The organism is Streptomyces coeruleoprunus (assembly GCF_039542925.1).
GTDB classification, from domain to species: Bacteria; Actinomycetota; Actinomycetes; order Streptomycetales; family Streptomycetaceae; genus Streptomyces; species Streptomyces coeruleoprunus.
This window is the reverse complement of sequence record NZ_BAABIT010000001.1, coordinates 7,432,298-7,457,651: the sequence shown is the minus strand read 5'-3', so window position 1 is coordinate 7,457,651 and position 25,354 is coordinate 7,432,298. Positions and strand designations below refer to the sequence as shown.

General features: G+C 73.7%; 29 protein-coding genes and 1 pseudogene. 13 read left to right on the top strand and 17 right to left on the bottom strand.

Annotation, left to right across the window (positions count from 1 at the left end; translation table 11 throughout):
• Positions 1-9: 9 nt before the first annotated feature.
• Together ABEB09_RS33320 and ABEB09_RS33315 are read left to right on the top strand one after the other, a co-directional pair.
• Positions 10-1,022: pseudogene (locus ABEB09_RS33320) on the top strand (FecCD family ABC transporter permease).
• Between the two features lie 14 nt (positions 1,023-1,036).
• Entirely contained in the window at positions 1,037-1,804 is a 768-nt protein-coding gene (locus ABEB09_RS33315; protein ID WP_345693644.1) for an ABC transporter ATP-binding protein, read from the top strand.
• A gap of 30 nt (positions 1,805-1,834) precedes the next feature.
• On the opposite strand, the gene ABEB09_RS33310 is transcribed toward ABEB09_RS33315, so the two are convergent.
• Positions 1,835-2,995 carry an MGDG synthase family glycosyltransferase gene (locus tag ABEB09_RS33310; protein ID WP_345693643.1) on the bottom strand — a complete coding sequence of 387 codons (1,161 nt, stop codon included), beginning with the start codon at positions 2,993-2,995 and terminating at the stop codon, positions 1,835-1,837.
• A 216-nt stretch (positions 2,996-3,211) separates the two neighbouring features.
• On the opposite strand from ABEB09_RS33310, the gene ABEB09_RS33305 reads away from it, so the two are divergent.
• The 3 genes from ABEB09_RS33305 (at position 3,212) to ABEB09_RS33295 (ending at position 5,738) form a co-directional block, all read left to right on the top strand.
• Positions 3,212-3,976: an SDR family NAD(P)-dependent oxidoreductase gene (locus ABEB09_RS33305; protein ID WP_345693642.1), complete on the top strand. Its 765-nt coding sequence runs from the start codon at positions 3,212-3,214 to the stop codon at positions 3,974-3,976.
• A gap of 15 nt (positions 3,977-3,991) precedes the next feature.
• The gene (locus ABEB09_RS33300; RefSeq protein WP_345693641.1) at positions 3,992-4,927 is read left to right on the top strand and encodes a DMT family transporter; all 936 of its coding nucleotides are present in this window, start codon (positions 3,992-3,994) and stop codon (positions 4,925-4,927) included.
• Between the two features lie 82 nt (positions 4,928-5,009).
• Positions 5,010-5,738, top strand: coding sequence for a polysaccharide deacetylase family protein (locus tag ABEB09_RS33295; protein WP_345693640.1), 729 nt, complete (start codon positions 5,010-5,012; stop codon positions 5,736-5,738).
• 32 nt (positions 5,739-5,770) lie between these two features.
• On the opposite strand, the gene ABEB09_RS33290 is transcribed toward ABEB09_RS33295, so the two are convergent.
• Complete coding sequence (locus ABEB09_RS33290; protein WP_345693639.1) at positions 5,771-5,989, bottom strand: acyl-CoA carboxylase subunit epsilon; 219 nt, start codon at positions 5,987-5,989, stop codon at positions 5,771-5,773.
• 370 nt (positions 5,990-6,359) lie between these two features.
• Here ABEB09_RS33290 and ABEB09_RS33285 point away from each other — a divergent pair, with 370 nt between their 5' ends.
• On the top strand, positions 6,360-7,547 hold the full coding sequence (locus ABEB09_RS33285) for a cytochrome P450 (protein WP_345694168.1): 1,188 nt from the start codon (positions 6,360-6,362) through the stop codon (positions 7,545-7,547).
• Between the two features lie 127 nt (positions 7,548-7,674).
• On the opposite strand, the gene ABEB09_RS33280 is transcribed toward ABEB09_RS33285, so the two are convergent.
• On the bottom strand, positions 7,675-9,063 hold the full coding sequence (locus ABEB09_RS33280) for an MFS transporter (RefSeq protein ID WP_345693638.1): 1,389 nt from the start codon (positions 9,061-9,063) through the stop codon (positions 7,675-7,677).
• Between the two features lie 214 nt (positions 9,064-9,277).
• Positions 9,278-9,736 carry an SPW repeat protein gene (locus ABEB09_RS33275; protein ID WP_345693637.1) on the bottom strand — a complete coding sequence of 153 codons (459 nt, stop codon included), beginning with the start codon at positions 9,734-9,736 and terminating at the stop codon, positions 9,278-9,280.
• Between the two features lie 248 nt (positions 9,737-9,984).
• On the opposite strand from ABEB09_RS33275, the gene ABEB09_RS33270 reads away from it, so the two are divergent.
• Together ABEB09_RS33270 and ABEB09_RS33265 are read left to right on the top strand one after the other, a co-directional pair.
• A complete protein-coding gene (locus tag ABEB09_RS33270) occupies positions 9,985-10,194 on the top strand; it encodes a hypothetical protein (RefSeq protein ID WP_345693636.1) in 210 nt (69 codons plus the stop codon).
• Between the two features lie 277 nt (positions 10,195-10,471).
• Positions 10,472-10,930, top strand: coding sequence for a subtilase-type protease inhibitor (locus tag ABEB09_RS33265; protein WP_380839642.1), 459 nt, complete (start codon positions 10,472-10,474; stop codon positions 10,928-10,930).
• 127 nt (positions 10,931-11,057) lie between these two features.
• Here ABEB09_RS33265 and ABEB09_RS33260 read toward each other — a convergent pair whose 3' ends face one another.
• From ABEB09_RS33260 to ABEB09_RS33250, 3 genes are all read right to left on the bottom strand, one after another.
• Positions 11,058-11,483 (bottom strand): response regulator, encoded by a 426-nt coding sequence (locus ABEB09_RS33260; protein ID WP_380839645.1) that lies wholly within the window; start codon positions 11,481-11,483, stop codon positions 11,058-11,060.
• A 203-nt stretch (positions 11,484-11,686) separates the two neighbouring features.
• Positions 11,687-12,685, bottom strand: a complete 999-nt coding sequence (mgrA, locus tag ABEB09_RS33255) for an L-glyceraldehyde 3-phosphate reductase (protein ID WP_345693634.1) — start codon at positions 12,683-12,685, stop codon at positions 11,687-11,689.
• A gap of 115 nt (positions 12,686-12,800) precedes the next feature.
• Positions 12,801-13,574 carry a polysaccharide deacetylase family protein gene (locus ABEB09_RS33250; RefSeq protein ID WP_345693633.1) on the bottom strand — a complete coding sequence of 258 codons (774 nt, stop codon included), beginning with the start codon at positions 13,572-13,574 and terminating at the stop codon, positions 12,801-12,803.
• Between the two features lie 217 nt (positions 13,575-13,791).
• Between ABEB09_RS33250 and ABEB09_RS33245 the strand changes: the two genes are divergently transcribed.
• Positions 13,792-14,763 (top strand): LLM class F420-dependent oxidoreductase, encoded by a 972-nt coding sequence (locus ABEB09_RS33245; protein WP_345693632.1) that lies wholly within the window; start codon positions 13,792-13,794, stop codon positions 14,761-14,763.
• A gap of 66 nt (positions 14,764-14,829) precedes the next feature.
• Here the strand turns inward: ABEB09_RS33245 and ABEB09_RS33240 are convergent, their stop codons facing one another.
• Positions 14,830-15,213, bottom strand: coding sequence for a hypothetical protein (locus tag ABEB09_RS33240; protein WP_345693631.1), 384 nt, complete (start codon positions 15,211-15,213; stop codon positions 14,830-14,832).
• A gap of 159 nt (positions 15,214-15,372) precedes the next feature.
• Between ABEB09_RS33240 and ABEB09_RS33235 the strand changes: the two genes are divergently transcribed.
• Positions 15,373-15,696: a plasmid stabilization protein gene (locus tag ABEB09_RS33235; RefSeq protein WP_345693630.1), complete on the top strand. Its 324-nt coding sequence runs from the start codon at positions 15,373-15,375 to the stop codon at positions 15,694-15,696.
• 48 nt (positions 15,697-15,744) lie between these two features.
• On the opposite strand, the gene ABEB09_RS33230 is transcribed toward ABEB09_RS33235, so the two are convergent.
• The 3 genes from ABEB09_RS33230 to ABEB09_RS33220 form a co-directional block, all read right to left on the bottom strand.
• Positions 15,745-16,428, bottom strand: a complete 684-nt coding sequence (locus tag ABEB09_RS33230; RefSeq protein WP_345693629.1) for an HAD family hydrolase — start codon at positions 16,426-16,428, stop codon at positions 15,745-15,747.
• Positions 16,429-16,528: 100 nt separating this feature from the next.
• Positions 16,529-17,221: a DUF6766 family protein gene (locus ABEB09_RS33225; protein WP_345693628.1), complete on the bottom strand. Its 693-nt coding sequence runs from the start codon at positions 17,219-17,221 to the stop codon at positions 16,529-16,531.
• 88 nt (positions 17,222-17,309) lie between these two features.
• Positions 17,310-17,717: a hypothetical protein gene (locus ABEB09_RS33220; RefSeq protein WP_345693627.1), complete on the bottom strand. Its 408-nt coding sequence runs from the start codon at positions 17,715-17,717 to the stop codon at positions 17,310-17,312.
• A gap of 654 nt (positions 17,718-18,371) precedes the next feature.
• Between ABEB09_RS33220 and ABEB09_RS33215 the strand changes: the two genes are divergently transcribed.
• On the top strand, positions 18,372-18,941 hold the full coding sequence (locus ABEB09_RS33215; RefSeq protein ID WP_345693626.1) for a DUF6328 family protein: 570 nt from the start codon (positions 18,372-18,374) through the stop codon (positions 18,939-18,941).
• Here ABEB09_RS33215 and ABEB09_RS33210 read toward each other — a convergent pair.
• Complete coding sequence (locus tag ABEB09_RS33210; RefSeq protein ID WP_345693625.1) at positions 18,923-20,476, bottom strand: ATP-dependent DNA ligase; 1,554 nt, start codon at positions 20,474-20,476, stop codon at positions 18,923-18,925. The genes ABEB09_RS33215 and ABEB09_RS33210 overlap by 19 nt on opposite strands.
• A gap of 315 nt (positions 20,477-20,791) precedes the next feature.
• Between ABEB09_RS33210 and ABEB09_RS33205 the strand changes: the two genes are divergently transcribed.
• Positions 20,792-21,067: a hypothetical protein gene (locus ABEB09_RS33205; protein ID WP_345693624.1), complete on the top strand. Its 276-nt coding sequence runs from the start codon at positions 20,792-20,794 to the stop codon at positions 21,065-21,067.
• On the opposite strand, the gene ABEB09_RS33200 is transcribed toward ABEB09_RS33205, so the two are convergent.
• On the bottom strand, positions 21,043-21,372 hold the full coding sequence (locus ABEB09_RS33200) for a hypothetical protein (RefSeq protein WP_345693623.1): 330 nt from the start codon (positions 21,370-21,372) through the stop codon (positions 21,043-21,045). The genes ABEB09_RS33205 and ABEB09_RS33200 overlap by 25 nt on opposite strands.
• A 163-nt stretch (positions 21,373-21,535) precedes the next feature.
• Between ABEB09_RS33200 and ABEB09_RS33195 the strand changes: the two genes are divergently transcribed.
• Positions 21,536-22,591, top strand: a complete 1,056-nt coding sequence (locus ABEB09_RS33195; protein ID WP_345693622.1) for a phosphatidylinositol-specific phospholipase C domain-containing protein — start codon at positions 21,536-21,538, stop codon at positions 22,589-22,591.
• Between the two features lie 160 nt (positions 22,592-22,751).
• Here the strand turns inward: ABEB09_RS33195 and ABEB09_RS33190 are convergent, their stop codons facing one another.
• The 4 genes from ABEB09_RS33190 to ABEB09_RS33175 all read right to left on the bottom strand — a co-directional run bounded on the left by ABEB09_RS33190 (position 22,752) and on the right by ABEB09_RS33175 (position 25,349).
• Positions 22,752-23,630 carry a DUF6397 family protein gene (locus ABEB09_RS33190; protein ID WP_345693621.1) on the bottom strand — a complete coding sequence of 293 codons (879 nt, stop codon included), beginning with the start codon at positions 23,628-23,630 and terminating at the stop codon, positions 22,752-22,754.
• Between the two features lie 160 nt (positions 23,631-23,790).
• Complete coding sequence (locus ABEB09_RS33185) at positions 23,791-24,201, bottom strand: roadblock/LC7 domain-containing protein (RefSeq protein ID WP_345693620.1); 411 nt, start codon at positions 24,199-24,201, stop codon at positions 23,791-23,793.
• 85 nt (positions 24,202-24,286) lie between these two features.
• Positions 24,287-24,868 (bottom strand): GTP-binding protein, encoded by a 582-nt coding sequence (locus ABEB09_RS33180; protein WP_345693619.1) that lies wholly within the window; start codon positions 24,866-24,868, stop codon positions 24,287-24,289.
• A gap of 73 nt (positions 24,869-24,941) precedes the next feature.
• Positions 24,942-25,349 (bottom strand): DUF742 domain-containing protein, encoded by a 408-nt coding sequence (locus tag ABEB09_RS33175; protein ID WP_345693618.1) that lies wholly within the window; start codon positions 25,347-25,349, stop codon positions 24,942-24,944.
• Between the last annotated feature and the right edge of the window lie 5 nt (positions 25,350-25,354).

The following is a 25,354-nucleotide window of genomic DNA, read 5'->3' as shown; positions in this document are numbered from 1 at the left end:
CGGCCCGCCGTGCGCTGCCTGGTGGTGCTCGCGGCGCTGGGGGCGGCGCTGGCCGTGGTCGCGGTGGTGGGGCTGGCGCTGGGGGCGGTGTGGATCCCGCCGGGCGAGGTGCTCGGGATCGTCCTCGGCGGGGAGCGGACGGGGGCGTTCGCATCGATCGTGTGGGACGTGCGGATGCCTCGGGTGGTGCTCGGCGCCGTGGTGGGTGCCGGTCTCGCGGTCGCGGGCGTGGTGCTCCAGGCGCTGGTGCGCAACGCGCTCGCGGACCCGTTCCTGCTGGGAGCCTCGTCGGGGGCGTCGGCCGGGGCCGTCGTGGTGGTGGTGCTCGGTGTCGGTGCCGGTCTGGCGACGACGGTGGCGCTTCCGGCGGCGGCGTTCGCCGGGTCGCTGGGGGCGCTGGTCGCGGTGTACGCGCTGGCCCGGCGGGGCGGTCACATGACGACGGGCCGGCTGGTGCTCGCGGGGGTCGCGGTGCAGTACGTGCTGGCGGCGTTCACGAGTCTGGTGCTGGTCCTGTCGGCGCGGCCCGAGCAGGTGCGCACGGTGCTGTTCTGGACGCTGGGCGGGCTGGGCGCGGCGCGGTGGGACCAGTTGGTGGTGCCGGTGGGCGCCCTGGTGGTGGGCGTCGGAGTGCTGCTGGGGCTGGCGCGGCCGCTGGACCTGCTGCTGGCGGGCGAGGAGGGGGCCAGGACGCTGGGGCTGGACGCCGGGCGGTTCCGGCCGGGATGTTCGTGCTCGTGTCGCTGGTGGTGGGGGTGCTGGTGGCGTTCAGCGGGGCGATCGGCTTCGTGGGGCTGATGGTGCCGCACGCGGCGCGGATGGTGGTGGGCGCCGGGCACCGCCGGCTGCTGCCGGTGGCGGCGCTCGGCGGTGCGGTGTTCCTGTCGGCGGCCGACCTGGTGGCGCGGACGGTGGCCGCGCCGGAGGAGATACCGGTCGGGGTGGTCACGGCGCTGGCGGGCGGGCCGTTCTTCCTGTGGCTGCTGCGGCGTGCGGGGCGGACCGAGGGGGTCGTGGAGTGAGGGGGCGCCGGGCCGTGGAACTGGTCACGGAGGACCTGCGGTACGAGGTGGGCGGGCGTGTCCTGCTGGACGGGGTCGGCGTACGGGCCGGGCCGGGCGTGACGGTGGGGCTGGTCGGGCCGAACGGGAGCGGCAAGACGACGCTCCTGCGCTGTGTGTACGGGGCGGTGCGGCCGGCGGGCGGCCGGGTGCTGCTGGACGGGCGGGACGCGGCGGCGCTGACGGTACGGGAGCGGGCCCGGCGGGTCGCCGTGGTGCCGCAGGACGCGCCGGGCTCCTTCGGGCTGACGGTCCGTGAGGTGGTCGCGATGGGGCGCGGTCCGCACAAGCGGTTCTGGGAGCAGGACGGTCCCGGGGACGCCCGGCTGGTGGCGGAGGCGCTGCGTACGGTGGGCGTGGAGGCGCTCGCGGGGCGGCGGTTCGACGGGCTGTCGGGCGGTGAGCGGCAGCGTGCCCTGGTCGCCCGGGCGCTCGTGCAGGAGCCGGGGCTGCTGGTCCTCGACGAGCCGACCAATCACCTGGACGTCCGCTTCCAGCTGGAGGTCCTGGGCCTCGTACGGCGCCTGGGCACGACGAATCTGCTGGTGCTGCACGATCTGAACCTGGCCGCCGCGTACTGCGACCTGCTGTACGTGCTGGACGGGGGGCGGATCGTGTCGTCGGGGACGCCGGACGAGGTGCTGACGGAGGACCTGCTGGCCGAGGTCTACCGGGTGCCGGCGCGGGTGGGCGTGCATCCGGTGACGGGGGCGCCGCACGTGATGTACCTGCCGCTGGGGTGAGGCGCTGGTGCGGCCCGAGGAGTTGCGGGGTCACCAGGGGTGGTGGGGCGTCCGGCCGGCCGCGTGGGGCGTGTTGCGGTCGGCCAGGTCGGCGACGAGGCGGGCCGCGTCGTCACGGAAGAGGGCCAGGCCGCGCGCGGTCTGTCCGTCGCGTTCCGGGCCGTCCGGGACGAGCCGGCCGACGGCGGCCAGCAGCTCGGGCAGGTTCCCGGCCCAGGTGGTCAGGCCCTCGGCCGCCATCGTGCGCACCCCTTCGGCGCCGTGCCCCGCGATGGGCCGGTAGCCGACCACGGGCAGCCCGGCGGCCAGGGCCTGGACGGCGGTCTGGCCCGCCGCGTTGTCGACGAGGAGCCGTGCCGTGGCCATCAGCTCGGGCAGCTCGTCGGTCCAGCCGAGCGCCACGACCCCCGGGACACGGGCGGCGCGGTGGCGCAGCCGCTCGTCACGGCCGCACAGGAGGACGGGCGCCAGGCGGTGTGCGGCGAGGGCCCGGGCGGTGGCGAGCAGGCCGGAGCCGACGCCCCAGGCACCGGACGAGAGCAGGACGGTGGGATCGGCACGGCCACCCGCCTGGCCCCACGGGGAGGTCGGGCTTCCCGCGGCCGAGCCGCGAGCCGTGCCGAACGCCGGGGGCACGACCGGTCCGGGGGCGGCCGCCGGGCGGCCCGTGCCCGCGCGGGCGGCCTTCGCCGCGCGGTCGCTGACACACAGGTGGAGGTCGTTGCCCGGATGGAGCCAGCCGCGGTGGACGGCGAAGTCCGTGACGTACACGGCGGCGGGGACACGGAGGGTGCCGCGCTGCCGCATGCCCCCGGTGACCTGGGCGGCCAGGTGGAAGGTGGAGACGACGACGTCGGGGCGCACCCGGGCCAGCAGACGCGCGAGGGGGCGCTCGGCGAGGGACGCCAGCGGGGACACGTCGGCACGCGGCACGGCCCTGGTGGCGTCCCGCGCGGGCGGGCGGGGCGCCAGGAACACCCGGTGGATCGCCGTGTAGACGACCGGCGCGTGGCGGACGATCCCGTGGTAGAAGCCGCGCAGGGCGCGCCCGGTGCCGGGCGGCAGGAGGGCCAGTACGTCCTGGACGTGGACGTCGAAGCCGCGTGTGCGGAGCCTGCGGGCCAGTTCGGCGGCGACGGCGTCGTGGCCGGCGCCCATGCTCGCGCTGAGGACCAGGCATCGCCGGGCCATGAGGTCGCCTCCCTGCCGGGAACGCGGCGCTCCCTTGCCTAGCGGTCCCTCCCATCCTGGGGCGGCGGGACGCCCGGGGCGTGATCGGACGGGCCTTTCGGGTGGTTCGGGGCCGCGGCGACCGCCGTCGGGAGGCGGCACGGTCAGAAATCGGGAGGCTGGGAAGAACCGCTGTCGGCGGATCGGCGCCTGCGGGCGAGTGGCGGAGGTCAGGGCATGGCGGGAACGGCACGGCCGGTCGTACTCATCACGGGGGCGTCCTCCGGCATCGGCGAGGCCGTGGCGGAGCGGTTCGCCGCGGACGCCGGGGGCCGGTGGCGGCTGCTGCTGGCCGGGCGGGACGAGGGTCGGCTCGCCGCGGTCGCGGGGCGCACCCATGGCGTACCGCTCGTGGCGGACCTGCGGGACACGACGGGTGCGGAGCGGCTGGCGGCGACGGCCCTGGAGCGGGAGGGCCGGGTGGACGTGCTGGTCGCGGCGGCCGGTGTGGGGTGGGCGGGGCCGTTCGCGCGGATGCCGGCGGACGCGGTCGAGGAGCTGGTGGCGGTGAACCTGACGGCGGTGATGCGGCTGGCGCGGCTGCTGCTGCCGGGGATGGTGGCCCGGGACGTGGGGCGTGTGGTGATGATCGGTTCCATGGCGGGGAGCGTGGGCGTGGCCAACGAGGCGGTGTACGCGGCGACGAAGGGCGGGCTGCTGGCGTTCGCGGAGAGCCTGCGCTACGAGTTGGCCGCGACGCGCGTACGGGTGGCGGTGGTGCAGCCGGGGGCGGTCGCCACGCCGTTCTTCGCGCACCGGGGGGTGCCGTACCACCGGGAGCATCCGCGTCCGGTGCCGGCGGGGAGGGCGGCGGACGCGGTGTGGCGCGCGGTGGTGCGGGGGCGGGAGGACCTGTTCGTGCCGGCGTGGCTGGGCCTGCCGGCGCGTATCCACGGGGCGGTGCCGGGGTTCTTCCGGGCCATGGCCAAGCGGTTCGGCTGAGCGGGCGGCGGGCGGATGCTGGCGTTGTCGATCTGTCTGGCACTGATGGCGGCGCTGGGCAACGCGGCGGCCTCGGTGCTGCAGCGGCGGGCCGCGGCGGATGCGGGACCGGAACGTCCGGCGGGTGGGCCTCAGGGTGGGGGCCCGCGAACGGGCCGCCGGGTGCACCGTCCGGCGCGGCGCGGCCCGGGTGCGGGCTGGTGGCCGCGGCTGGTGCGGCGGCGGGTGTGGGTGTGGGGGGCGGTGATGCTGGCCGTCTCCGGGATCTTCCAGGCGCTCGCGCTGGCGACGGGGCCGCTGGCGGTGGTCCAGCCCGTGATGAGCACGGAGTTGCTGTTCACGCTGGTGCTGGGCGGTGTCGTGTTCCGGCGCCGCCCGGACACGCGGACGTGGTGGGCGTTCGCGGCGATGGCGGGCGGGCTGGCGGCGTTCCTGGCGCTGGCGGAGCCGAAGGGCGGGCGGGCGACGGTTCCGGCGGCGGACTGGCTGTGGGCGGGCGGGGTGATCGGGGCGGCCGTGCTGGTGCTGATCGGGGTCGCGACGCGGTTGACGGCGGCGCCGAAGGCGGCGGTGCTGGGGACGGCGACGGCGATGGGCTTCTCGTGCACGGCCGCGCTGTTGAAGGACGCCCTGGGGCGGGTGGAGGCCGGCGTCGGGGCGGTGTTCGGGGCGTGGCAGCTGTACGCGGCGGTGGCGGTGGGGCTGGCGAGTTTCGTGCTGCTTCAAGTGACGTTCCGTGCGGGGACGCTGGTGGCGTCGCAGCCGGCGCTGACGCTGGGCGACGCGCTGTTGAGTGTGGTGCTGGGCGTGGCGCTGTTCGAGGAGCGGGTGGCGCAGGGGCCGCGTGCGGTGCTGGCGGGGATGGCGGTGGGTGTTCTGGTGGTGGCGTGCGCGCAGTTGGCGCGGTCGCCGCTGGTGACGGCCGGGGACGACGGGGAGTCCGCATGGTGAGGGGCGTACGCGATCGGGGCGTGACGGTCTGTCCGGCCGGCGGCGTGTCGGGTGCCGGGCCGGGGCCGAGGGGCGGCGCGGCGTGAGCGGGAGGGGCGGCGCCGCCGCCGCGGCGGTGGTTCTGGGGGTGGCCGGCTGGCACGTCGGGCCCGCCGCCACCTGGCTGCCGGGCGTACGGCGGGCGCTGTTCCCCGTGCTGGACGGGCGGGGTGATCCGGGGCGCGTGGCGCTGACGTTCGACGACGGGCCGGACCCGGCGACGACGCCGCGGTTCCTGCGCGCGCTGGACCGGCTGTCGGTGCGGGCGACGTTCTTCGTGCTCGGTGAGCGGCTGGAGCGGTGGCCGGGGCTGGGCCGCCTGATGGTGGCGGAGGGCCACGAGCTGGCGGTGCACGGCTGGCGGCACGATCCCCCGTGGTGGCCCCGCCCCGTACGGGACGTACGGGAGGTGGGGCGGGCGGCCGGGCTGGTGGCGGAGACGGCCGGGGAGTGGCCGCGCTGGTACCGGCCGCCGTACGGGGTGCTCACCGGCGGGCGCTGGACGGCCGCGCGGGCGGCGGGGCTGCGGCCCGTGCTGTGGTCGGCGTGGGGGCACGACTGGGCCGCCGGGGCGTCGCCCGGGAGCGTGTACGCGGAGGTGACGCGGTCCCTGGCGGGCGGGGCGACCGTGCTGTTGCACGACTCGGACACGATGAGCGTGCCGGGGTCGTGGCGGGCCGCGCTGGGCGCCCTGCCGGAGCTGGTGGCGGACTGCCGGGCGCGCGGCCTGGTGGTGGGGCGGCTCGCGGAGCACGGGCTGCACGGTGTCTGAGGCACGGCGCGCCCGGGCGGGCGTCGGCCCGGTCAGTGGTGGGGGAACGCGTGCCGGCCGAGCCCCGTGCACCAGGAGCCGGGCGCCGGGTGCGGCCGCCAGGTGCGGTCCCACTCCGCCCTGCGCACGCGGCGGTGGGAGGCGCCGGCGTGCTCGGCCATGCAGCAGATGACCGCGCCGAGCACGGCGGTGACGGCGGCGACCTCCACATGAGTGGGTGAACCGTGAACTATCCGTAGATGGTGGTGCATTGGTCCATCGTGCGACGACACCCCGGGGTGCGCATCCGGTGACGCCGGGCCACCGGCGGGCCCCGGCCGGGCCTCGGCCGGGCCACCGCCGGCGACGGTCGTGGGGCCGGACGGGTGAGGCGCGGCGGCCGGGCCCCCGGCCCCGCCGTCCCGGACCGGGCCCGCCGGGACAGCGCCGTGGGGCGGTCGTCCGCCGCTGCGCGGTGACGGCGCGGCGTCTCCTCGACGGGCGCGGCGGCGGAGGGACGCCCATCCTTTGAGCATGTGATCACTGCCCTACGTCAAGGAGTCCTACGTGCTGGATGACACGACCGCGACGGACACGGGCGCGAACGGGGCCGACGGCGGGGACGCGGCAGGGTCGCCGACGCTGCCCCCGATCCGGCACTGGCCGGCGCTGAACCTGTTCGGGGTGGACTTCGACCCGGTCCTGGCCGGGCTGATGCGGGAGGGGCCCCTCACCAGGATCCAGCTGCCGAACGGGACGGGCTGGGCCTGGCTGGTGACCCGCTACGACGACGTGCGGAGGGTCGCCGAGGACCCGCGCTTCGGCCGCAGGCCGCTCGCCGGGCACGACGTGACGCGGCTCGCGCCGCACTGCACGCCGGTCGACGGGGCGGTGGTGTTCGAGGACCCGCCGCACCACACCGGGCTGCGCCGGGCGGTGGCGCCCGCCTTCACCCCAGGGGGCGTGGAGCGGCTGCGGGAACGCGCCCGCGAGGTGCTGGACGAGCTGGTGGAGGGCCTGCTGCGGGACGGGCCGCCGGCGGACTTCACCGCGCGGCTGCTCGGCCCGTTCCCGCCGGCCGTGGCCTGCGAGCTGGTGGGCGTGCCCGCCCGGGACCGGCCGCGGATGCACGAGTGGACCCGGCTCGTCCTGTCCTCGCCGCAGCGCGCGGAGCGCGGCCGGCGCGCCGAGGAGGAGATGAGCGCCTACTTCGCCGACGCCGTACGGGAGCGGCGCGGCACCGGCGGCGAGGACGTCATCGGGTTGCTGGCGTCGGCCGTTGCGGCCGGCGGGATCACCGTGTCGGAGGCCGTGGGGCTCGCGCGGCTGGTCCAGGTCGGCGGCGAGGCGGTCACCCACAACACGGGCAACATGCTGTTCGTCCTCCTGACGCGGCCGGACCTGATGGACCGGCTCAGGCGCGAGCCGCATGTGCGCCCGCGGGCCGTCGAGGAGCTGCTGCGTTTCATCCCGCACCGCAACGCCGTCGGGCTGTCCCGGATCGCCCTGGAGGACCTGACGTTCGGCGGGGTGCAGATCAGGGCCGGTGAGGCGGTGTACGTGTCGTACCTGGCGGCCAACCGGGACCCGGACGTGTTCCCCGAACCGGAGCGCGTGGACTTCGACCGGAGCCCGAACCCTCACCTGGCGTTCGGCCACGGGCCGCACGCCTGCGTGGGTGCGTTGCTCGCCCGGCTGGAGGCGGAGCTGCTGGTGGACGCGCTGGCGGACCGGTTCCCGAGGCTGCGGCTCGCCGTCCCGGCGGAGGAGGTCCGGTTCCGGCGCGGCGCGCTGATCCGCGGCCCCGAATCCCTGCCGGTGACATGGTGACCGCGCGTCGCTGACGCCCCTGCGGCAACGCCCCGCCGCACGGTCGTACGGGGCGCCCCGGGCCCGTGCGGGTCGGGGGTGCCCCGTACGAAAGGGAGTCGCGCCAGTGGCCGGGGAGCCGGGCGGCTCAGCGGGGCAGCTCCTTGTGCGCCGTCTCCGGGAGCCGCAGGTACACGGCCGCGGAGGCCAGGCAGACCACGGCCACGTACCAGGGGAACAGCCCCGGCCGGCCGAGGTCCTTCAAGAGGGTCCCCACGTAGGGTGCCGTGCCGCCGAAGAGCGCCACGGTCAGCGAATACGGGAAGCCGATGCCGGCCGCGCGGACGCGGGCGGGGAAGATCTCCGCGTTGACGGCCGCCGAGACGGACGTGAACCCGGTGAGCAGGACCATGCCCGCGCACTGCGCGAGGAGCAGCGAGGCGAAGGTTCCGCCGCCGGGACCGCCGACGGAGCGCAGGAGCGGCACGCTCAGCACGGCGAAGCCGAGACCGAAGAAGAGAAGGAGCGGCTTGCGGCCGTAGCGGTCGGAGAGCAGTCCGCCCAGGGGCTGGAGCAGCGCGAAGAACGCGAGCGACAGGGTGCCGGCGAGGAGGGCGTCCGCCTTGGCGATCCCGGCGTTCAGCTCGGCGTACGTGGGCAGGTAGGACGTCCAGGTGTAGTAGGCGAGGGTGCCGCCCGCGGTGATGCCGCAGATCAGCAGCGACTGCCGGGGGTGGTGGCGGAGCGCGTCGAGGAGCCGCGGGCGTCGTGCGGCGGACGCCGCGCCGGCGGTCAGGGTCTCGTGCGCGCCGCGCCGGATCCAGAATCCGACGAGGCTGAGCGCCGCGCCCACGACGAAGGGGACGCGCCAGCCCCAGCTCTCCATCCGGTCGGGGGCGAGACCGGCGACGAGGGCGGCGGCGAGTCCGGACGCGGCGAGCTGGCCGAGGGTGGTGGAGACGTACTGGAAGCTGGAGAACAGGCCTCGGCGGCGGGGCCCGGCGGACTCGACGAGGAAGGTGGTGGACGCGGCGAACTCGCCGCCCACGGAGAGCCCTTGGAGCAGCCGGGCGGTGACGAGGACGACGGGAGCGAGCAGCCCGGCGGAGGCGTACGTCGGGGTGAGGCCGACGAGGAGGCTGCTCGCGCCCATGAGCAGGATCGTGACGGTGAGCGCGGCGCGCCGTCCGTGGCGGTCGGCGACGGCACCCATGACGAGGCCGCCGACGGGGCGCATGAAGAAGCCGACCGCGAAGACGGCGAAGGTGGACAGGAGGGGGACGAGGGAGTTCCCGCTGCCCGCGGGGAAGACCTGCGCGGCGATGTAGGTGGCGAGGAACGTGTACGCGTACCAGTCGTACCACTCGACGGCGTTGCCCACGGAGGCGGCGAGCAGCTGCCGGGTGGGCCTGCGGGTCGGGGCGAGGGGTGCGGGATCGGGGGTCGGGGCCGGGTCCGGAGCGGGCTCGGGGGCGGGGTCCGGAGTCCGGTTCGGGGTCGGGTCCGGGGTCGGGTCCGGCGTGGATGTCCGTGTCATGATCACGGCCATCCCCGCGGGCACGGCGTCCCACACGTTTCCTGTGTCAAGGCTGTGTGACGAGCCCGGCGGCGGCATGAGGCCCCGGCCGCCGTCGGGGCGGCCGGGGCCGACTCATCGAACCTGTCAGGTCATGTGACCGTCCTTTCCGGTCGTGCGACCGTTCACTTCCGTCGTATGACCTGTGGTGACCTCTCGGTTCCCGGTGCGGGCGTCACGGGGTGGACATCCGGCCCCTGCGGCCCCGGACCGCGCCGGCACGGCGGTCACCCGTCGCTGCCATGGCGGCACCGAGCAGCAGGGCGACGGCGCCGACGATGACGTTGTTGACCACGGTGCGCGTCGTGGAGACGTCACCGGCGATCAGCCACGGCGAGACGATCGTGAAGGCGCCGATGACGACGGCGCACCACGCCATGGCGTGCGTCCGCTCGTACGCGGTGCCGAAGCCGCCCATGCACAGGGCGTAGGCGATACCGGTGACCAGGTTGCACACCGCGAGTGCGGTGAGGCCGCTGAATCCCGCGATCCACGGCGAGGCCGCCAGGTAGACACCCGTCAGGAACGCCAGCGCCTCGATGGCCTGGCCGCGTGGACTACTGGTCGCCGCCTCGAACCGGGAGCGCATCTCGGCGAGGTCGGGGTGTTGCTCGATGGTCGGGTGGGTGGTCATTGCGGGCCCGCCTCCTGTAGAAGCCTTTATCTGCCCTTTATCCACATAGTCCACCTATCACCCATTTGGGTCAACTGGCACAGGAGCTCCACGCACGACCCCGTACGGCCCCGGGTTCACCGGTATGCACGCGGAGGCGACACCTCCACCCGTACGCCGTCGTTGATCTCGCGACCAGCCCCACGAAGCCCAGCGCGGCCGCCGTCACGATCGCGAGCGCGCACGACCGAACCGAGAGGGAGACCGCCATGCGTCGTCTTCGCACCGTCGCCCTGGCCGCGGCCACCGGTGCCCTGCTGACCGCGGGCGCCGCCACCACGGCCGCCGCCGTCACCGTCGACCCGGGGACCGACACCACTCCCGCCTCCAAGACGGGCGACGGTGTCGCACTCGTGAAGAACAACGCCCTCACTCCCTGGACCGTCGTGGATTTCGTCCTCGGTTCCGACGAGGAGTGAGCGGCGCTTGTTGCCGCCACGTTTCGGCCGTGTTGCGGGTCACGTACCCGCACGATCTACGCATCGTCGACATTTCAACCGCACTGACGACGCGCTGTCAGCCAGCGGTGACAGGATGTCACACGCCGGGCCATGCTCCACGAGTGTCGGTTTCACGTCACTGCTTGAATAACGGACAAAACCGAAAAGCGTCGCTGAATGTGCGTCAACCACCCCGGCGCGGCAGGCTGTCACCGCACCCCGACCGAACGGGATTCGAATGAAAGGGATGACGTACATGCGTACACCGCTGAGGCGCGCCGCCGTGTGCGGCGCCGTCGCCGCCATGGCTCTGACCACGCTGGCTCCGGCCGCGTCCGCGGCGCCGGCCGCCGCGGAGGCGAGGACCGACACCCGGGCCGAGGCCCGGCTCTACGCACCGAGTGCGCTCGTCCTCACGGTGGCCCAGGGCGAGAGCGCGGCGTACTCGACTCCCCTCCGGGCGGTGACCCTCACGTGCATGCCGTCTCCGGGAGGAACGCACCCGTCGCCCCAGGCGGCGTGCGACGCCCTGCGGGAGGTGAACGGTGAGTTCGGCGCACTGCGCAGCGACAGCCAGCGCGCCTGCATCAAGATCTACGACCCTGTCGTCGTCACCGCGCAGGGTGTGTGGGAAGGGCAGCGCGTGAGCTTCGAGCGCACCTTCGGCAACTCCTGCGTGATGGGTGCCGAGGGCACGAGCGTCTTCGCGTTCTGAGCCCTCCGGCCCGGCTCGTCGTTCCGCGGCCCGCGCCGCTCCCGGGTGGAAGCCTCCCCCCGCCCGGGGCGGGGCGGGCCGTGTCGTGCGCGGGAGCGGCCGCGCCGCGGTCAGGGCTGGACCGACATCACGCGAGACCGGCCGGGGCCGCCGGGGCGGAGGGCTCCTGACGGCCGGCGAACCGGTGCAGGTAGCGGACCTTGATGCACAGCGACCAGGGGTCGATCGGCTTGACGAGCAGATCGGCGGCGCCGAGGCGCATCGCCGTCCGGGACAGCTGGGCGTCGACGCCCATGCCGGTGACCAGGATGACCGGAATCCGCCGGGTCTGCTCCAGGCGTTGCATGTAGCGCAGCACGTCCAGGCCGCTGACGCCGGGCATCACGACGTCCAGGACGGTCACGGCGATCCCCCCGCGCAGTACGGCTTTCAGCGCGGCGTCCCCGCTGGTGGCCGCCTCCAGGGGGTAGCCCAGCGGCGAGAGGGCGCTCTGCAGTGCGAACAGGTTGTCCTCGTGGTCGTCGACCAGCAGGACCTTCTCCCCGGCGGACATGGCGCGTCACCTCCGCTCCGCGGGCCCGGCGCCCGGTGCCGGCCCCACGTACCCAGGATGCCCTCGCCGAGGCCGTCGCGGCAGGTCCGCGACGCGCTACGTGGCCGGACAGGCGCCCTTGCAGGACGGCACGCCCCTCCGGATCCGCCCGGCGCCGCCCCTCCGCGCAGCCGGGAAACCCGGAGGGGCGGCGGCATCGGCGCTCAGGCCAGGAGGCGGTCCAGCTCGGCCAGCTCCTGCTCGTCGAACGGCGGTACGTCGAGGACGCCGAGGTTCTGGTCGAGCTGGGCGACGCTGCTCGCGCCGACGAGGACGGACGTCACCCGCCGGTCGCGCAGCACCCAGGCCAGCGCCAGCTGGGCGAGCGTCTGTCCGCGGTCACCGGCGAACTTGTTCAGCGACCGCAGGAGGGTCAGCTTGTCCTCCGTGAGCGCGTCGCGCTTGAGGAAGTGCCCGACGGCCATCCGCGAGTCGGCGGGCACGCCATCGAGGTAACGGTCCGTCAGCTGACCCTGCGCGAGCGGCGAGAAGGCGATGACGCCGGCGCCGGCACCGTCGGAGGCGGCGATCAGCCCGTTGTCCTCGATGGTCCGGTCCAGCATGTTGTAGGCGTGCTGGTTGATCAGCAGCGGGGTGCCCAGCTCCTTCAGCACCTCGGCCGCGCGCACCATCTGCTCCGGGCTGTAGTTGGAGAGCCCCACGTACAGCGCCTTGCCCTGGCGCACCGCGCTGTCGAGGGCGCCCATCGTCTCCTCGACGGGCGTCTCGGGGTCGGGGCGGTGCGAGTAGAACACGTCGACGTAGTCGAGGCCCATGCGGGACAGCGACTGGTCGAGGCTGGCGAGCAGGTACTTGCGGGAGCCGTACTCGCCGTAGGGGCCCGGCCACATGTCGTAACCGGCCTTGGTGGCGATGAACAGCTCGTCGCGGTAGGGGCGGAAGTCCTGCGCGAAGAGCGTGCCGAAGTTCGCCTCGGCGCTGCCGTAGGGCGGGCCGTAGTTGTTGGCCAGGTCGAAGTGCGTGATGCCGCGGTCGAAGGCCCGCCGCAGCACGGCCCGCTGGGTCTCCAGCGGGCTGGTGTCGCCGAAGTTGTGCCAGAGGCCGAGGGAGACCTTGGGGAGGAGCACACCGCTACGGCCGCACCGCTGGTACTGCATGTCCGCGTAACGGTCGTCGGCGGCGAGGTAGGGGCCGGGCTTCAAAGGGATCTCTCCTCTGTCGGGGGTGGCCGCTGTCGGGGGTGGCCAGGGCCGTCGGACAATCTAGGAAGCCCTTTTCCTTCTGGTCAACGCGATTCTCAGGGCCGGCGGACCATCCTCACGGCCGATAGACCGTGCCGGGCTCCGCCTTGGCGGGGGCGAGGAGCTGGGGGACGGTGACGAAGGTGAAGCCGCGCTTCTTCAGCTCCTCGATGATGCCGGGGACCGCCGGGACCGTGCCGTCGTAGATGTCGTGCAGCAGGATGATGCCGTCCTTGTCGGCGCCGTCGAGCGTCCGCTGCCGTATCAGCGCCGAGTCGGTGGTGGAGTAGTCCTTGGCGGTCACACTCCACAGCACCTGGGCGAGGCCGAGTTCCCGGCTGATCTCGGAGACCGTCCCGTCGGTGCGGCCCTGCGGCGGGCGCATCAGGGTGGGGCGCTTGCCGGTGAGCCGCTCGACGGCGTCCTGCGTCCGGCCGAGTTCGTCGCGTATCTGGTCCGGTTCGAGGTCGGTGAGGATGCGGTGGGTCCAGGTGTGGTTGGCGACCTCGTGGCCTTCGGCGGCGATCCTCCGTACCACGTCGGGATAGCGGTCGACGTGCTTGCTGCCGAGCAGGAAGAAGGTCGCCGGCACCTGTTCCTTCTTCAGGATGTCGAGCAGCTTCGGGGTGTCCTTGCCGGGACCGGCGTCGAAGGTCAGGGCGATGCACTTGACCTTGCGGCAGTCGACCGCGCCGGCCTCGCCCTTCGCGTCGTCCCGGGCTCCGGCGGGGGCGACGGTGTCGACGGAGCAGCCGCCCAGGGCGAGGACGAGCGAGGCGACGAGCGCGACGCGCAGCGTACGGCCGCGGCGACGGGCGCTCCAGGTCGTGTCGGGCGTCGCTCCGGGCATCGCACTCGGCGTCGGGGAGGGCTCTTCGGGGCACCTGCGGTACGGCGGGGTCAGCGGCACGGCGCGCTCACTTTCGTGTTGGGGGGTACGGCCCGTAAGGGCACGCCGCGCACTCTACACAGGGTGTATACACACCATGCATACCGGGGTCCGAAGCCCGGCCACCGAGCGTCCGCGAGGGCGTTTCCCGTGGCCCCATCAGGAAACCCGCCTGGTCATGGTGCAATTCGGATACACGATGATGACGGAACAGGCGGGCCCGCGGGCCCTCGTCGAGCACGTCGTGCGCGCGGAGGCCGCTGGCTTCGACTTCTCCGTGACGTCCGACCACGCCTTCCCGTGGCTGCGCGCGCAGGGCCACTCCCCGTACGCGTGGGCCGTGCTGGGCGCGGCGGCCCAGGCGACGTCACGGATTCCGCTGATGACCTACGTGACCTGTCCGACCTTCCGCTACCACCCGGCGGTCGTGGCCCAGAAGGCGGCCACCCTCCAGCTGCTCTCGGAAGGCCGCTTCCGGCTGGGCCTCGGCTCGGGCGAGAACCTCAACGAGCATGTCGTGGGCGGCGGATGGCCCTCGGCCGGCGTGCGGCACGAGATGCTGGAGGAAGCCCTGGAGATCATCCGCGCGCTGTTCGAGGGCGGGCACGTCGACCACCGGGGCGAGCACTACGACGTGGAGTCGGCCCGGCTGTGGGACCTGCCGGACGAGCCGCCGCAGATCGGAGTCGCCGTGTCCGGCGAGCAGTCCTGCGCGCTGGCGGGGCGCTTCGCCGACCTGGTCATCGCGACCGAGCCGGACGCGGAACTGCTCGCCTCGTTCGACCGGCACGGCGGGCGGGGCAAGCCACGCGTGGGGCAGCTGCCCGTCTGCTACGACACCGACAAGGAGGCGGCGGTCCGGCGGGCCCACGAGCAGTTCCGGTGGTTCGGCCTGGGCTGGAAGGTCAACGCGGAGCTGCCCCACCCCGACTCGTTCGAGGCGGCGACCCGGTTCGTCCGGCCGGAGGACGTGGCCGGGTCGATCGCCTGCGGGGACGACCCCGACGACTTCGTGGCCGCCGTCAAGCCGTACGCCGACGCGGGGTTCACCGAGATCGCCCTCGTCCAGATCGGCGGCGACTCGCAGGAGGCGTTCCTGGACTGGTCGGAGAAGACCCTGCTGCCGGCGTTGCGTTCCGCGCTCGGATGACGGCTGGACGGCGGTCGGCGGTCACCGGGTGGTGGCCAGGTGACCGCCGGACGCCTCGCGGGCCGCTCACCGTGGGGCGAGCAGCAGCCGGGCCTCCCGCTCGTGCTCGCCGGACACCGATTGCGTGGAGCGCACCTCGAAGAGCCGGGCGAGGGCCTTCTCGACCTCGTCCACGGCGTGGTGGTCGCCCGTGAGCAGCGCTTCGATCGGCGCGCTGATGCGGGGCGGACCGGCCGGCTCGCCCGAATGGGCGGAGCTGTCGAAGGTCGCCATCCACACGGTCGGCTCCGGTCCGGCGGCCGGCTGCGGTGCCGGTGCGACGTCCTCGCACCCCACGAAGACGTGGTCGAGCGCGTCGAAGACCGCCAGGGCGTCCTCCCGACCGCACTCGCTGAGCTGCACGGTGACGTCGCAGTCCGCGGGGTGGTTCTCGGTCCGTTTCCTCTCCACGTTCTCTCCCTCTCCCTGAGTCCTCCGTGCCCTGTTCCCATACCGCCACGAATAACGCGTACCGGCCACTTCAGTGAGATCGTCCGCGGGGGCGTTTGCGTTGTCCCGGGCCTGGTACGGGGTGAGGGGAACCAGGGGGGACCGGCAGGAGGAACGACGATGCCCGCAGGATCCAGCTCGAAGCGTGAGCGGCAGTACGAGCACATCAAGGAAAGCTCGAAGAAGCGCGGCGAGAGCGACAAGCGCGCCAAGGAGATCGCCGCGCGGACGGTGAACAAGGAACGGGCCCGGAGCGGCGAGTCCAAGACCGCGAGCAAGACGTCGACGCGGGACACGTCCTCGTCCAAGCGGGGCGGACAGCGCTCGCAGGGCGGCTCCGAGGGACCGACGTACGACCAGCTGTACGCGGAGGCCAAGCGGCGCAACGTGCACGGCCGCTCGAACATGAACAAGGCGGAGCTGCAGCGAGAACTGGGCAAGTGACAGCGGGCGGCGCGACCGCCGCGGCAGCCGTCACCGGTACGGCGGCCGTCACCGCCGCGGCTCCGGCCGGGTGGCGAAGGGGCTGTCCGCCAGGTGGGCCAGCAGGTCGGCGGGGTCGTCGTAGATCGCGGCCGCACCCGCGGCGGTGAGGTCCCCGCGCGGGATGCCGCCGCAGAGGAGGCCCACACAGGTGACGCCCGCGCGCGTACCCGCCTTCATGTCCCAGACCGTGTCGCCGACGAACACCGAGTGGGCGGCCCGTCCGCCGGCCAGTTCCAGGGCCTGCCGGATGGGATCCGGGGCGGGTTTGCCCTCCTCCACGTCGTCGGCGCTCGCGGTCGCGGCGATCGCGTCGTCCGCGTCGATGGCGCGGCGCAGCGCCGCCAGCTCCGCTCCCCCGGCGGACGTGGCGAGCACGACGGTCCAGCCGTCCGCGGCGAGGGTCCTGAGGAGCCGTCCCGCCTCCCGGAAGGCCGGGAGGCGGTCCGAGAACGTGCCGTAGAGCGTCTTGTGCGCGGCGCTGATCGCCCCGTCCGCGCCACGGTCCCGGCCGGGGTCGAGGAGGTGCTCGATCAGGTCCTCGGCGCCCAGGCCGATGGCCCGGTGGACCGCGTGCATGGGCACGTCGTGACCGGCCTGCCGGAAGGCCTCCCACCACGTCGTGACGTGGAGGTGGTTGGTGTCGGCGAGGGTGCCGTCCACGTCGAACACCGCCGCGCGGGTGTCGGTCATCCCGGTCTCCTCCGTTCGCTCCTGCGTTCGCCCCCCGGCGTTCTCCCCTACGCCCTCTGCCGTTCTCTCCTGCCGGCCGGGCGCCCGTTCCCTTCCGGGGCTAGCCCTCGACGCCCGTCGACTTGTGGGCGGCGCCGACCGGCTTCGACTCGGGTGAGCCGCGCTGGCGCAGGTACACCGACAGGATGGCCATGGAGCCGACGGCGAGCAGTTCCGACTGCCAGTTCTGGAACGTGCGGCTCCAGAAGTCGGACGTGAAGACGTACTCGGTCCACGGAACGGGCTCCTCGAAGTCGAGCAGCCGCTGCTCGCCGTACCTGGCCGCTCCCGCGACGGACTGGGCGTACCAGGAGCCGAGGAAGAGGCTGGCCATGACGATGCCCAGGGAGCGGGAGTACAGCGTCTCGCGGATCCCCCCGGCAGCCGCCCAGCGGGGCGAGTCGTGCCGGGCGTGCCGCCCGACCTGCTGTTCCTCGTCCGACTCCAGGCCCACCTTGTGCATCTCCTTCGACTCGGGCGAGCCGCGCTGGACGAGCCACACGGTGGCGAAGAGGAAGAGGAAGAACTGGAGGTACTCGGACTGCCAGTTCTCGGTGACGTCGACCGCGAAGTGGGCGCTGGACAGGTAGCGGGCGAAGCTGACGGGGTCGGCGCCGAGGGCCCGCAGCTCGTCGTTGTAGACGGCGCGTCCCGCGACGGCCTGGCCGAAGAGGCACGCGAGGAAGCCCAGTCCGAAGGCGACCGAGAGTCCGTTGTCCCTGAGGAAACGGAGCAGGCGGGAGGGGCCCGTCACCGGTGCATCGCTCCGACGGCGGTGAAGTAGACGAGACCGCCGATCACGACGGTGAGGTAGAGGGTGAACATGGTGCGCACGGGCGGGGTCAGTCTCCCTTCACACGGCAGCGGTAGGGGCGTTGGGGGCGCGGGACGCAGCCCGCCGCCCTGACCTTCCAGCCGTCCGGGTACACGGCGAGGAAATAGGTGTCCTGGTCGAACGCGACGCGTGCGTGGTGGCCGTAGACCTCAGTGGTGCGGACGCCGCCGGGGTCGGCGAGTCCGGCGTCCTCCAGGGCCTTCTCGCAGGTCGGGCCGGTGTTGGCGGCGAGCTCCTCACGCGTCACCGGGCTGAGCATCCGGCAGGCTCCGCGGAAGTCGGCGGCCCCTGTGCGGGCGGCGAAGCGGGCGGCGGCCGCGGAGACGGCCCCGCTCTCGCTGTCGGGTACGGAGCAGCCGGCCACGAGCACCGCCGGGGCCAGGGCGAGCAGCGCGACGACGGGGATGGCACGCACGGAGCACCGCTCCTTTCGGCACCTGGTGGGGGCTACCCGGGACGTCGGGGGCTTCCCGGCGGTGTCCGTACGAGCATGGGGGCGCGCGGCGGACGCGTCACGCTCCGGGCGCGCGACACCCGGGCGGTGTCCTCCGGGTGACGTATCGGACCGGGTGAATCCGGGCGGGGCGGCCGCCCGGCACGGGCGGTTCGGAGGAGCGGGGGAGGCGGGGAGGTAGGGAAGCGGGGAAGGCCGGGGGCGGCCCCTGGAGCGGAAAGGCCCGGGAGACGAGGCGAGCTGGTGGGCCGGGACGCCGGACAGACCGGGCAACCGGGAGGCCGGGAAGCGTGGAAGGCCGGTGCCGGGGAACCGAAGGCCCGGGCTTCGAAGAGCAGGAGGGCCGCGGCGCCGGGAAGCCGGGGCCGGGAAGCCGGGGGCCGGGAAGCCGGGGGCCAGGAGGCCAGGAGGCCACGGGGCCGGAAGGCCGGGAAGCCCGGGGCCGGGAGGCCGGGAAGCCCGGGGCCGGGAGGCCGGGAGGCCTGGGGCCGGGAGGCCGGGAGGCCTGGGGCCGGGAAAGCTGGAGGCGTGAGCCGGCACGCCGAGGCGGGGCGGAAGGTGGTCGGAGCGCTTCCGGGGTACACGGACAGGGCGGAAGGACTGCGGGAGGCGGGCATGCCGGATCACGAGCACGGCACCTCGGGCCCGAACGGAGGGCACGGGGCGGGAGCGGCGTCGGGCGGGCGGGGTGACGGATCAGGCGAACCCGGCCTGTCGCGAGGGCGCCACGAGACTCCGGAGGAGCGGGCGGACCGCCGCTGGGGCGAGCTGATCCAGGAGATCCGCGTCGCCCAGACGGGCGTACAGATCCTGTTCGGTTTTCTGCTGACGGTGGTGTTCACGCCGCGCTTCGTGGACCTCGGCAGCGCGGAACGGCAGCTCTACATCCTCACGGTGGTGCTGGGCGCGGCGGCGACGGGGGCGCTGATCGGGCCGGTGTCGTTCCACCGGATCGTCTCGGGGCGGCGCATCAAACCGCAGACGGTGGAGTGGGCGTCGCGGCTGACGTTCACGGGGCTGCTGTTGCTGCTGGCGACGATGATCGCGGCACTGGCCCTGGTGTTGCGGGTCGCCACGCACGACCCGTTCGTCCCCTGGCTCGTTTCGGGTGTGGCCGCCTGGTACCTGATCTGCTGGTTCGTCCTGCCCATGTGGGCCAGGCACCGCTACACGACGCGTGACTGAGGGGTGCCGCCCGCCAGGACCTGCTCGACCGTGTCGGCCTCGTGGGCCGGCTTGTCGGGGCGGTGGCGTACGACGCGGGCGAAGCGCAGAGTGACGCCGGCGGGGTAGCGCGGGGAGCGCTGGAGACCGTCGAAGGCGATCTCGACGACGAGTTCGGGTCGGACGTGGACGGTGAAGCCGTCGTCGGAGACCGCCAGCTCACGCAGCCGGTCGGTCTGCCACCGGAGCATGGCGTCGGTGAGGCCCTTGAACGTCTTGCCGAGCATCACGAACGAGCCGTCCGCCGCGCGCGCCCCGAGGTGGAGGTTGGAGAGCAGGCCGACGCGCCGGCCGTGGCCCCATTCGGCCGCGAGGACCACCAGGTCGAGGGTGTGGACCGGCTTGACCTTCAGCCAGGAACGGCCGCGGCGGCCGGCACTGTAGGCGGAGTCCAGCGCCTTCACCATGACACCCTCGTGGCCGCGGCGGAGGGTGTCGGCGAAGAACGCCTCGGCGGCCGCGCACTGGTCCGGCTCCGCCGGATCGGCGACGACCGTACGGCGCACCCGCAGCGGCTCGGGGACGAGGCGCGCGAGAGCCGCGTGCCGCTCGCGGCCCGGCAGGTCGAGGAGTACGGCCCCGTCGGCGGCGAGCACGTCGAAGAAGACCGGCGACACGGGCAGCGCGGCGGCCGCGGCCGTCACGTCCACGCGGGAACCGACGCGGGAGGCGATGTCCTGGAAGGCCAGCGGCCGGCCCGTGTCGTCCAGCGCGATCACCTCGCCGTCCAGGATGAACGCGTCTCCCGCGAGCCGCAGCGCGGTCTCCCGCACCTCGGGCAGCCGGTCGGTGATGTCGTCGAGCGAGCGCGTGTAGATGCGGATGTCGTCGCCGGAGCGGTGGACCTGGACGCGGATGCCGTCGAGCTTCTCCTCCACCGCGCAGGGTCCGAGCGCGGCGATGGCCTCGGGGACGCTCTTCGCGGTGTGGGCGAGCATCGGCTGGACGGGGGTGCCGACGCGCAGCCGGAACCGTTCCAGAGCGGCCGGGCCCTCGGCGAGCAGCGCCCGGGCGACCCGGGGCAGGGACCCGTCCAGCATCACGGCCCGCCGCACCTCGGCGGCCGGGGCGCCGGTCGCCTTGGCGACGCCTTCCAGGGCGATGGCGTCGAGGGCGCCCTGGCGGACCTCGCCGGTCAGGAGCCGCAGCAGGAACCGCTGCTCTGGCGCGGTCGCGGCGGCCATCAGGTCCCGTACCCGGCGCTGCCGGTCGGACTGGGAGCCGGGCCCGGAAACCTGAGCCAGTTCCGTCAGGGCGGCGTCGGTGCCGGCCACGGTGAGCGCGGCATGCCCGGCAGCCGGCACCGCGTGCCTCAGGGTGCTCCACCCCACCCCGATACGGCCCTGCGGGAGGCGGCCCGCCAAGTAGGCGATGACCAGCGGGGCCTCCTCGGGCGGCGTCGAGGCGAACAGATCGGCCAGCACCGCGATCTTCCGCGACCGCGCCGAGGTGGCAGCGACCTGCTCCGACACATCCGCGACCCGAGCCAACAACATGCCGCCATGGTGCCCGCCCCCTGCTCCCCCCGCACCCGGGCCGAGGGCACGGTGGGGGGCTGCCGCCCGCGCCCGGCTCGTCCCCAGGACTCCTCGTTCCAGTACTCCTTGCCGTCGGCGATGAACGCCCGGCTGCCGCAGCCAAACCACTCCTGTTCCGCTCTGGACGTGCCAACCAGCATGAAGAACACGTGCCCGCACCCAGCTCCGCAGAAAAGGCTCAGGAGAGGCACCCCCAGCCCCGTGGCCGTCGGCCCAGCCGTGTTGGATGGCCGCATGGCCAGGAGACAAAGGGAGAAGCAGCCTCCATTCGGCATGCCCAAGGCGATCGTCCTGTGCGCGACGCCGCGCGGCTGGCGGCACAGCGTCCTCACCGTGGAGGGTGGAATGGTCTGCGGAGGTCTCTCCGACGTCCCGCCCGACGCCGGTCCCGAAGAGGCGCGGGCAGCGGCGGCCGCGATGCTGGTGGGACTCGCACGCGGCTTCCACGGTGTCGGCGTCGACGTGACGTGGGACCCGCCCAAGAAGCCGGGATCTGGACCGGGCGGGTCGCTCCCCGAGTGGCCTCACGGCATGGCGGTGAATCCGTAGGACAGGTCCAGGAGGAACGGTGAGCCCGGCTTCGTCGGGGTCCACCCCTGGTCGAGTGCGGTTCTGATGGTGTCGGCCACCTCGGCCGGGAGTACGGGCCTGGCCCGGTGACCGAGCCAGTTGCTCAGGTGGGGGCGGTCGGTGACCACCACGAGCGGGGCACCACTCTGTTCGGCGTGTTCGACAGCGTACGTGCAGGGCGACCAGCAGAGTGCCTGTCCGTATGTGGGCCTTCGGCGCAGGCGCCAGCGATACGGGACGCCGTCGACCGTGATGCGGCGTGCCCCCTTCCGGCCGACCGTCATGGCTTCCCTTCCCTGAGTCACGTGCCGACATCCTCCCACCGTCGCCCGAGGCGCGACGCCTCCGTGTTGGCGGAACATCAAGCATCAGGTCTCCCTTCATTCACTCAACTCCCCTACTCTTCGGTCGGGTTGAGACCAACCGACCGGAAAGCAGGGGGAATTCATGAGGACGTTGTCGCGGACCGCGCGCGCTGTGGTCACCGCCGGGGCAGCCGGAGCACTCGTCCTGGGGGCCGCTCCCACGCCCGCCGGGGCGGTGGATCCGGGGCAGCTTTCGTATGCGGGCTCGACGGGGGTCGGGGTCCACAACGCCTACGAGAAGACGAAGTACCGGTACTTCGCGGACGCCTTGGACTCCGGTGCCGGGATGCTCGAAATCGATGTGTGGACCAACGCGTTCGGCCGGTCCTGGCGCGTGTCGCACAGCAACCCCCTCGGTAACGACAACAATTGCGAGAACGCGGCGCACGCGGGTGAGCTGCGCACCAAGTCCAGGAACCAGGACCTCGGCGGGTGCCTCGCCGACATCCGGGCGTGGCACGACGCCCATCCCGGCCACCGCCCCATCCTGCTGAAGCTGGAGCTCAAGGACGGCTTCCAGGCCAACTACGGCCGGGGCCCCGCCGCACTGGACGCCCTGCTGACGGCCCGCCTCGGCGACGCGCTGTTCCGCCCGGCCGATCTGGTGCGCGGACACGCCGACCTGGACACCGCCGTGCGCACGGACGGTTGGCCGGCACGCTCCGCGATGGCGGGGAAGTTCGTCGTCCAGCTCATCCCGGGCACGCTCGAGGAGGACAACCCGGCGGACTCCCTGTGGACCGACCGCGAGTACGCGATTCATCTGCGGAACCTGGCGTCGGCCGGGCGGCTGCGGGAGGCGGGCGCCTTCCCCGCGGTCCACGGAGCCCAGGCCGGTGATCCGCGCGCACGGTACACGGACGCCGGTCTGCGACCCTGGTTCGTCCTGTTCGACGGCGACGCCTCCGCGTACACGGGCGGCTCGATCGACACCTCCTGGTACGCGCGCCACAACTACCTGGTCCTCATGACGGACGCGCACAAGGTGGCGCCCGCCATCGACGGCACGAACCCGACCGAGCAGCAGGCACGCGACCGCGTCGGCCTGCTGGCCGGGCGCCACGCCAGCGTGGTGTCCGCCGACTGGTACCCGCTGCCGGGCGTTCTCTCGATGGTGGTCGCGCGCGGCGGCGTGTAGCGGAGCGGCCCCGCGCGGCGGCCTGCAGCCAAGCGGTCCCGCGCGCGGCGGCGGTACCCAGCCGTCGCACGTGGCGGCGTGCAGCCGATCGGCCCCGCGTGGCGCCGTACAGCCGAGCAGTCGCGCGCTGCGCCGTGCAGCGAGCGGTCCGGGCGGCCGGTCAGCCGACCCGGGCCCGCCGTAGCCGGAAGCGGGCGAGCAGTCCCGTACGGCGGCGGCGGGCCGCGTCGGGCCTCGGCGGCGGGTCAGGGGCGGCCGGTGTCGCGGGTGGGCCGTCCGGGCGTGGCGCGGGCCGGTCCGCTCGGGCCTCGGCCAGGGCGGTGATGAGCCGCGTCCGCAGCTCACGGATCTCGTTCGGCTCGTCGGCGAGCAGCAGGCGCTCCACGATTTCGCGTGCGGTCGCCGACTCGGAGCGGCCCTGCGGGGCCGGCGGGCGGAGACGTTCGATGTGGGCCCGTTCATAGGGGTCGGTGACCAGTTCCGCCAGTTGGGCCGGGCCCAGGCAGGAGGCGAGGACGGCGGCCTTCTCCCACAGGTCGTCCGTCTGCCGCAGGAGCAGTCCGGTGCGGCGGGCGCGCCAGGTGCGCGGCCGGGCGTCCGCGCCGGCCTCCAGCAGGGCGCGGAGCCCAGCGGGTACCCGGCCGGTGAGGAGTTCGGGGTAGCGGGAGGCCACGTCCCGTACCTCACAGGCGAGATAGAGCCATACGACCGCGCGGTAGCGGTTGAGGTAGAACGCGACCGGTCTGAAGTAGCCCGCCCTGGCCAGCCGGGTGAACCGGTCGGCGGAGATGGTGGCGAGCCGGGCGGCCTCCGCCGTGCCGACCGTACGGATCCGGTCGCGCAGGCCGTCCGGGAAGTCCTCCTCGGCGCGCAGCCGGTCGATCTCCTCCTGCGCCACCCTGGGACGACCGCCGGGTCCCGCCGGAACGGTGCGGACATGCCCCAGGTGTACCGCCAGTTCGAACTCTCCCCGCCTCAGTTCCAGTTCCTGTGCGGCGCGCCCGCGGGCCACGGTGCGCGTGGCGTACTCGACCGACATGTCGGCCACCCCCGTCCAACTCGTTCACGCTTACTCTCAGTGACGAAGTTAGCGGTGATGGCTCCTCCGCGCTCGGCCTGTGGATAACCTGCGATCGGTCGTTTCCGGTCTCCGCCAAGGCCTCGCGGCACACGCCGTTTCCCAGGAACGGATCGGCGGCCTAGGGTGCGTCGGGGCGGGCCGTGGGCCGGCGGGCGGCGACGGCGAGGTGCTCGCCGACCCGGTTGACCAGCAGCGTCATCTCGTACGCGACCTGGCCGACGTCGGCCTCGGCCTCCGTCAGGACGCACAGGCAACTGCCTTCGCCCGCCGCGGTGACGAAGAGCAGCGCGTCGTCGAACTCGATCATCGTCTGGCGGGCCCGCCCTACCCGGAAGTGGCGTCCCGACCCCCGGGCGAGACTGTGCAGCCCCGATGAGACGGCGGCCAGGTGCTCCGCGTCCTCGCGCGGCAGGCCGGAACTCGTGCCGGTCACCAGACCGTCGTTCGACAGCACCAGCGCGTGCCGTATGTGGGCGACGCGCTTGGTCAAGTCGTCCAGGAGCCAGTCGAGTTCTTTGTCGAGCGCCATGCCCGGTCCTCCCCGTTTTCGTTTGTCCCCGTTTCCCCGTGTCCGCGTAAGCCTTACCCACGGAGGTGGACAGGGCAAGCACTCCCTAGGACACGGAGTCCAGCATGCGGGCGGTGTGCACGCGGCCGGCGTGCTCGACGAGCCGTATCAGGACCTCCTTGCCCGAGTCGCGGTCGCGGGCGTCGCACAGCACGACCGGTGTGCCGTGGTCGAGGTCGAGCGCGCGGGCCACGTCGTGCGCCCCGTACGCGCGTGCTCCGGGGAAGCAGTTGACGGCGACGAGGAACGGGACGTGCCGGTGCTCGAAGTAGTCGACGGCCGGAAAGCAGTCCTCCAGGCGGCGGGTGTCGGCCAGGACGACGGCGCCGAGCGCCCCTTGGGCCAGCTCGTCCCACAGGAACCAGAACCGGTCCTGTCCGGGCGTGCCGAACAGGTAGAGCGTGAGCCCCGAACGGATGGTGATGCGGCCGAAGTCCATGGCCACGGTCGTGGTGGTCTTCCGGTCGACTCCCCCGGTGTCGTCGACGGTCCGGCCCGCCTCGCTGAGCTGTTCCTCCGTCCGCAGTGGCCGGATTTCGCTGACGGCACCGACCAGGGTCGTCTTGCCGACCCCGAAGCCGCCGGCGACGAGAATCTTCAAGGCCAGGGCGGGGGTGCTCCCGGACATACCGGATGCGTCAAAGGTGCCAGGTGTGTCAGAGGCGTCAGAGGTGTCAGATGTGCCGGGCACGTTGGACGGGTCAGAGCGCTCGGAGGCCATTGATCACTTCTCTCAGGATCTGTTCGTCGGGCAGCTGCGCGAGGGGGACGGGACGGGTGACGTGGATGTGTCCGGCTTCGAGGAGGTCGCCGAGGAGGACCCGTACGACACCGACGGGCAGGTCGGCGTCCGCGGCGAGTTCCGCCACGGACTGGGTCTCGGTGCGGCAGAGGGTGAGCAGGGTGCGGTGTTCGGGGCCGAGGAGGGACTCCTCGGCCTCGCCGGACGGGTCCCTGTGGGCCGTGACGAGCGCGATGAGGTCGAACCGCACGTGCTCCGTCCCTGGCCTGGTGCGTCCGCCCGTCATGGCGTACGGGCGGACGAGCGGTCCGGCCTCGGCGTCGTACCAGCGGCCCCCGACGAGGCCGCCGGTCGCTTCGCGAGTCATGGGCG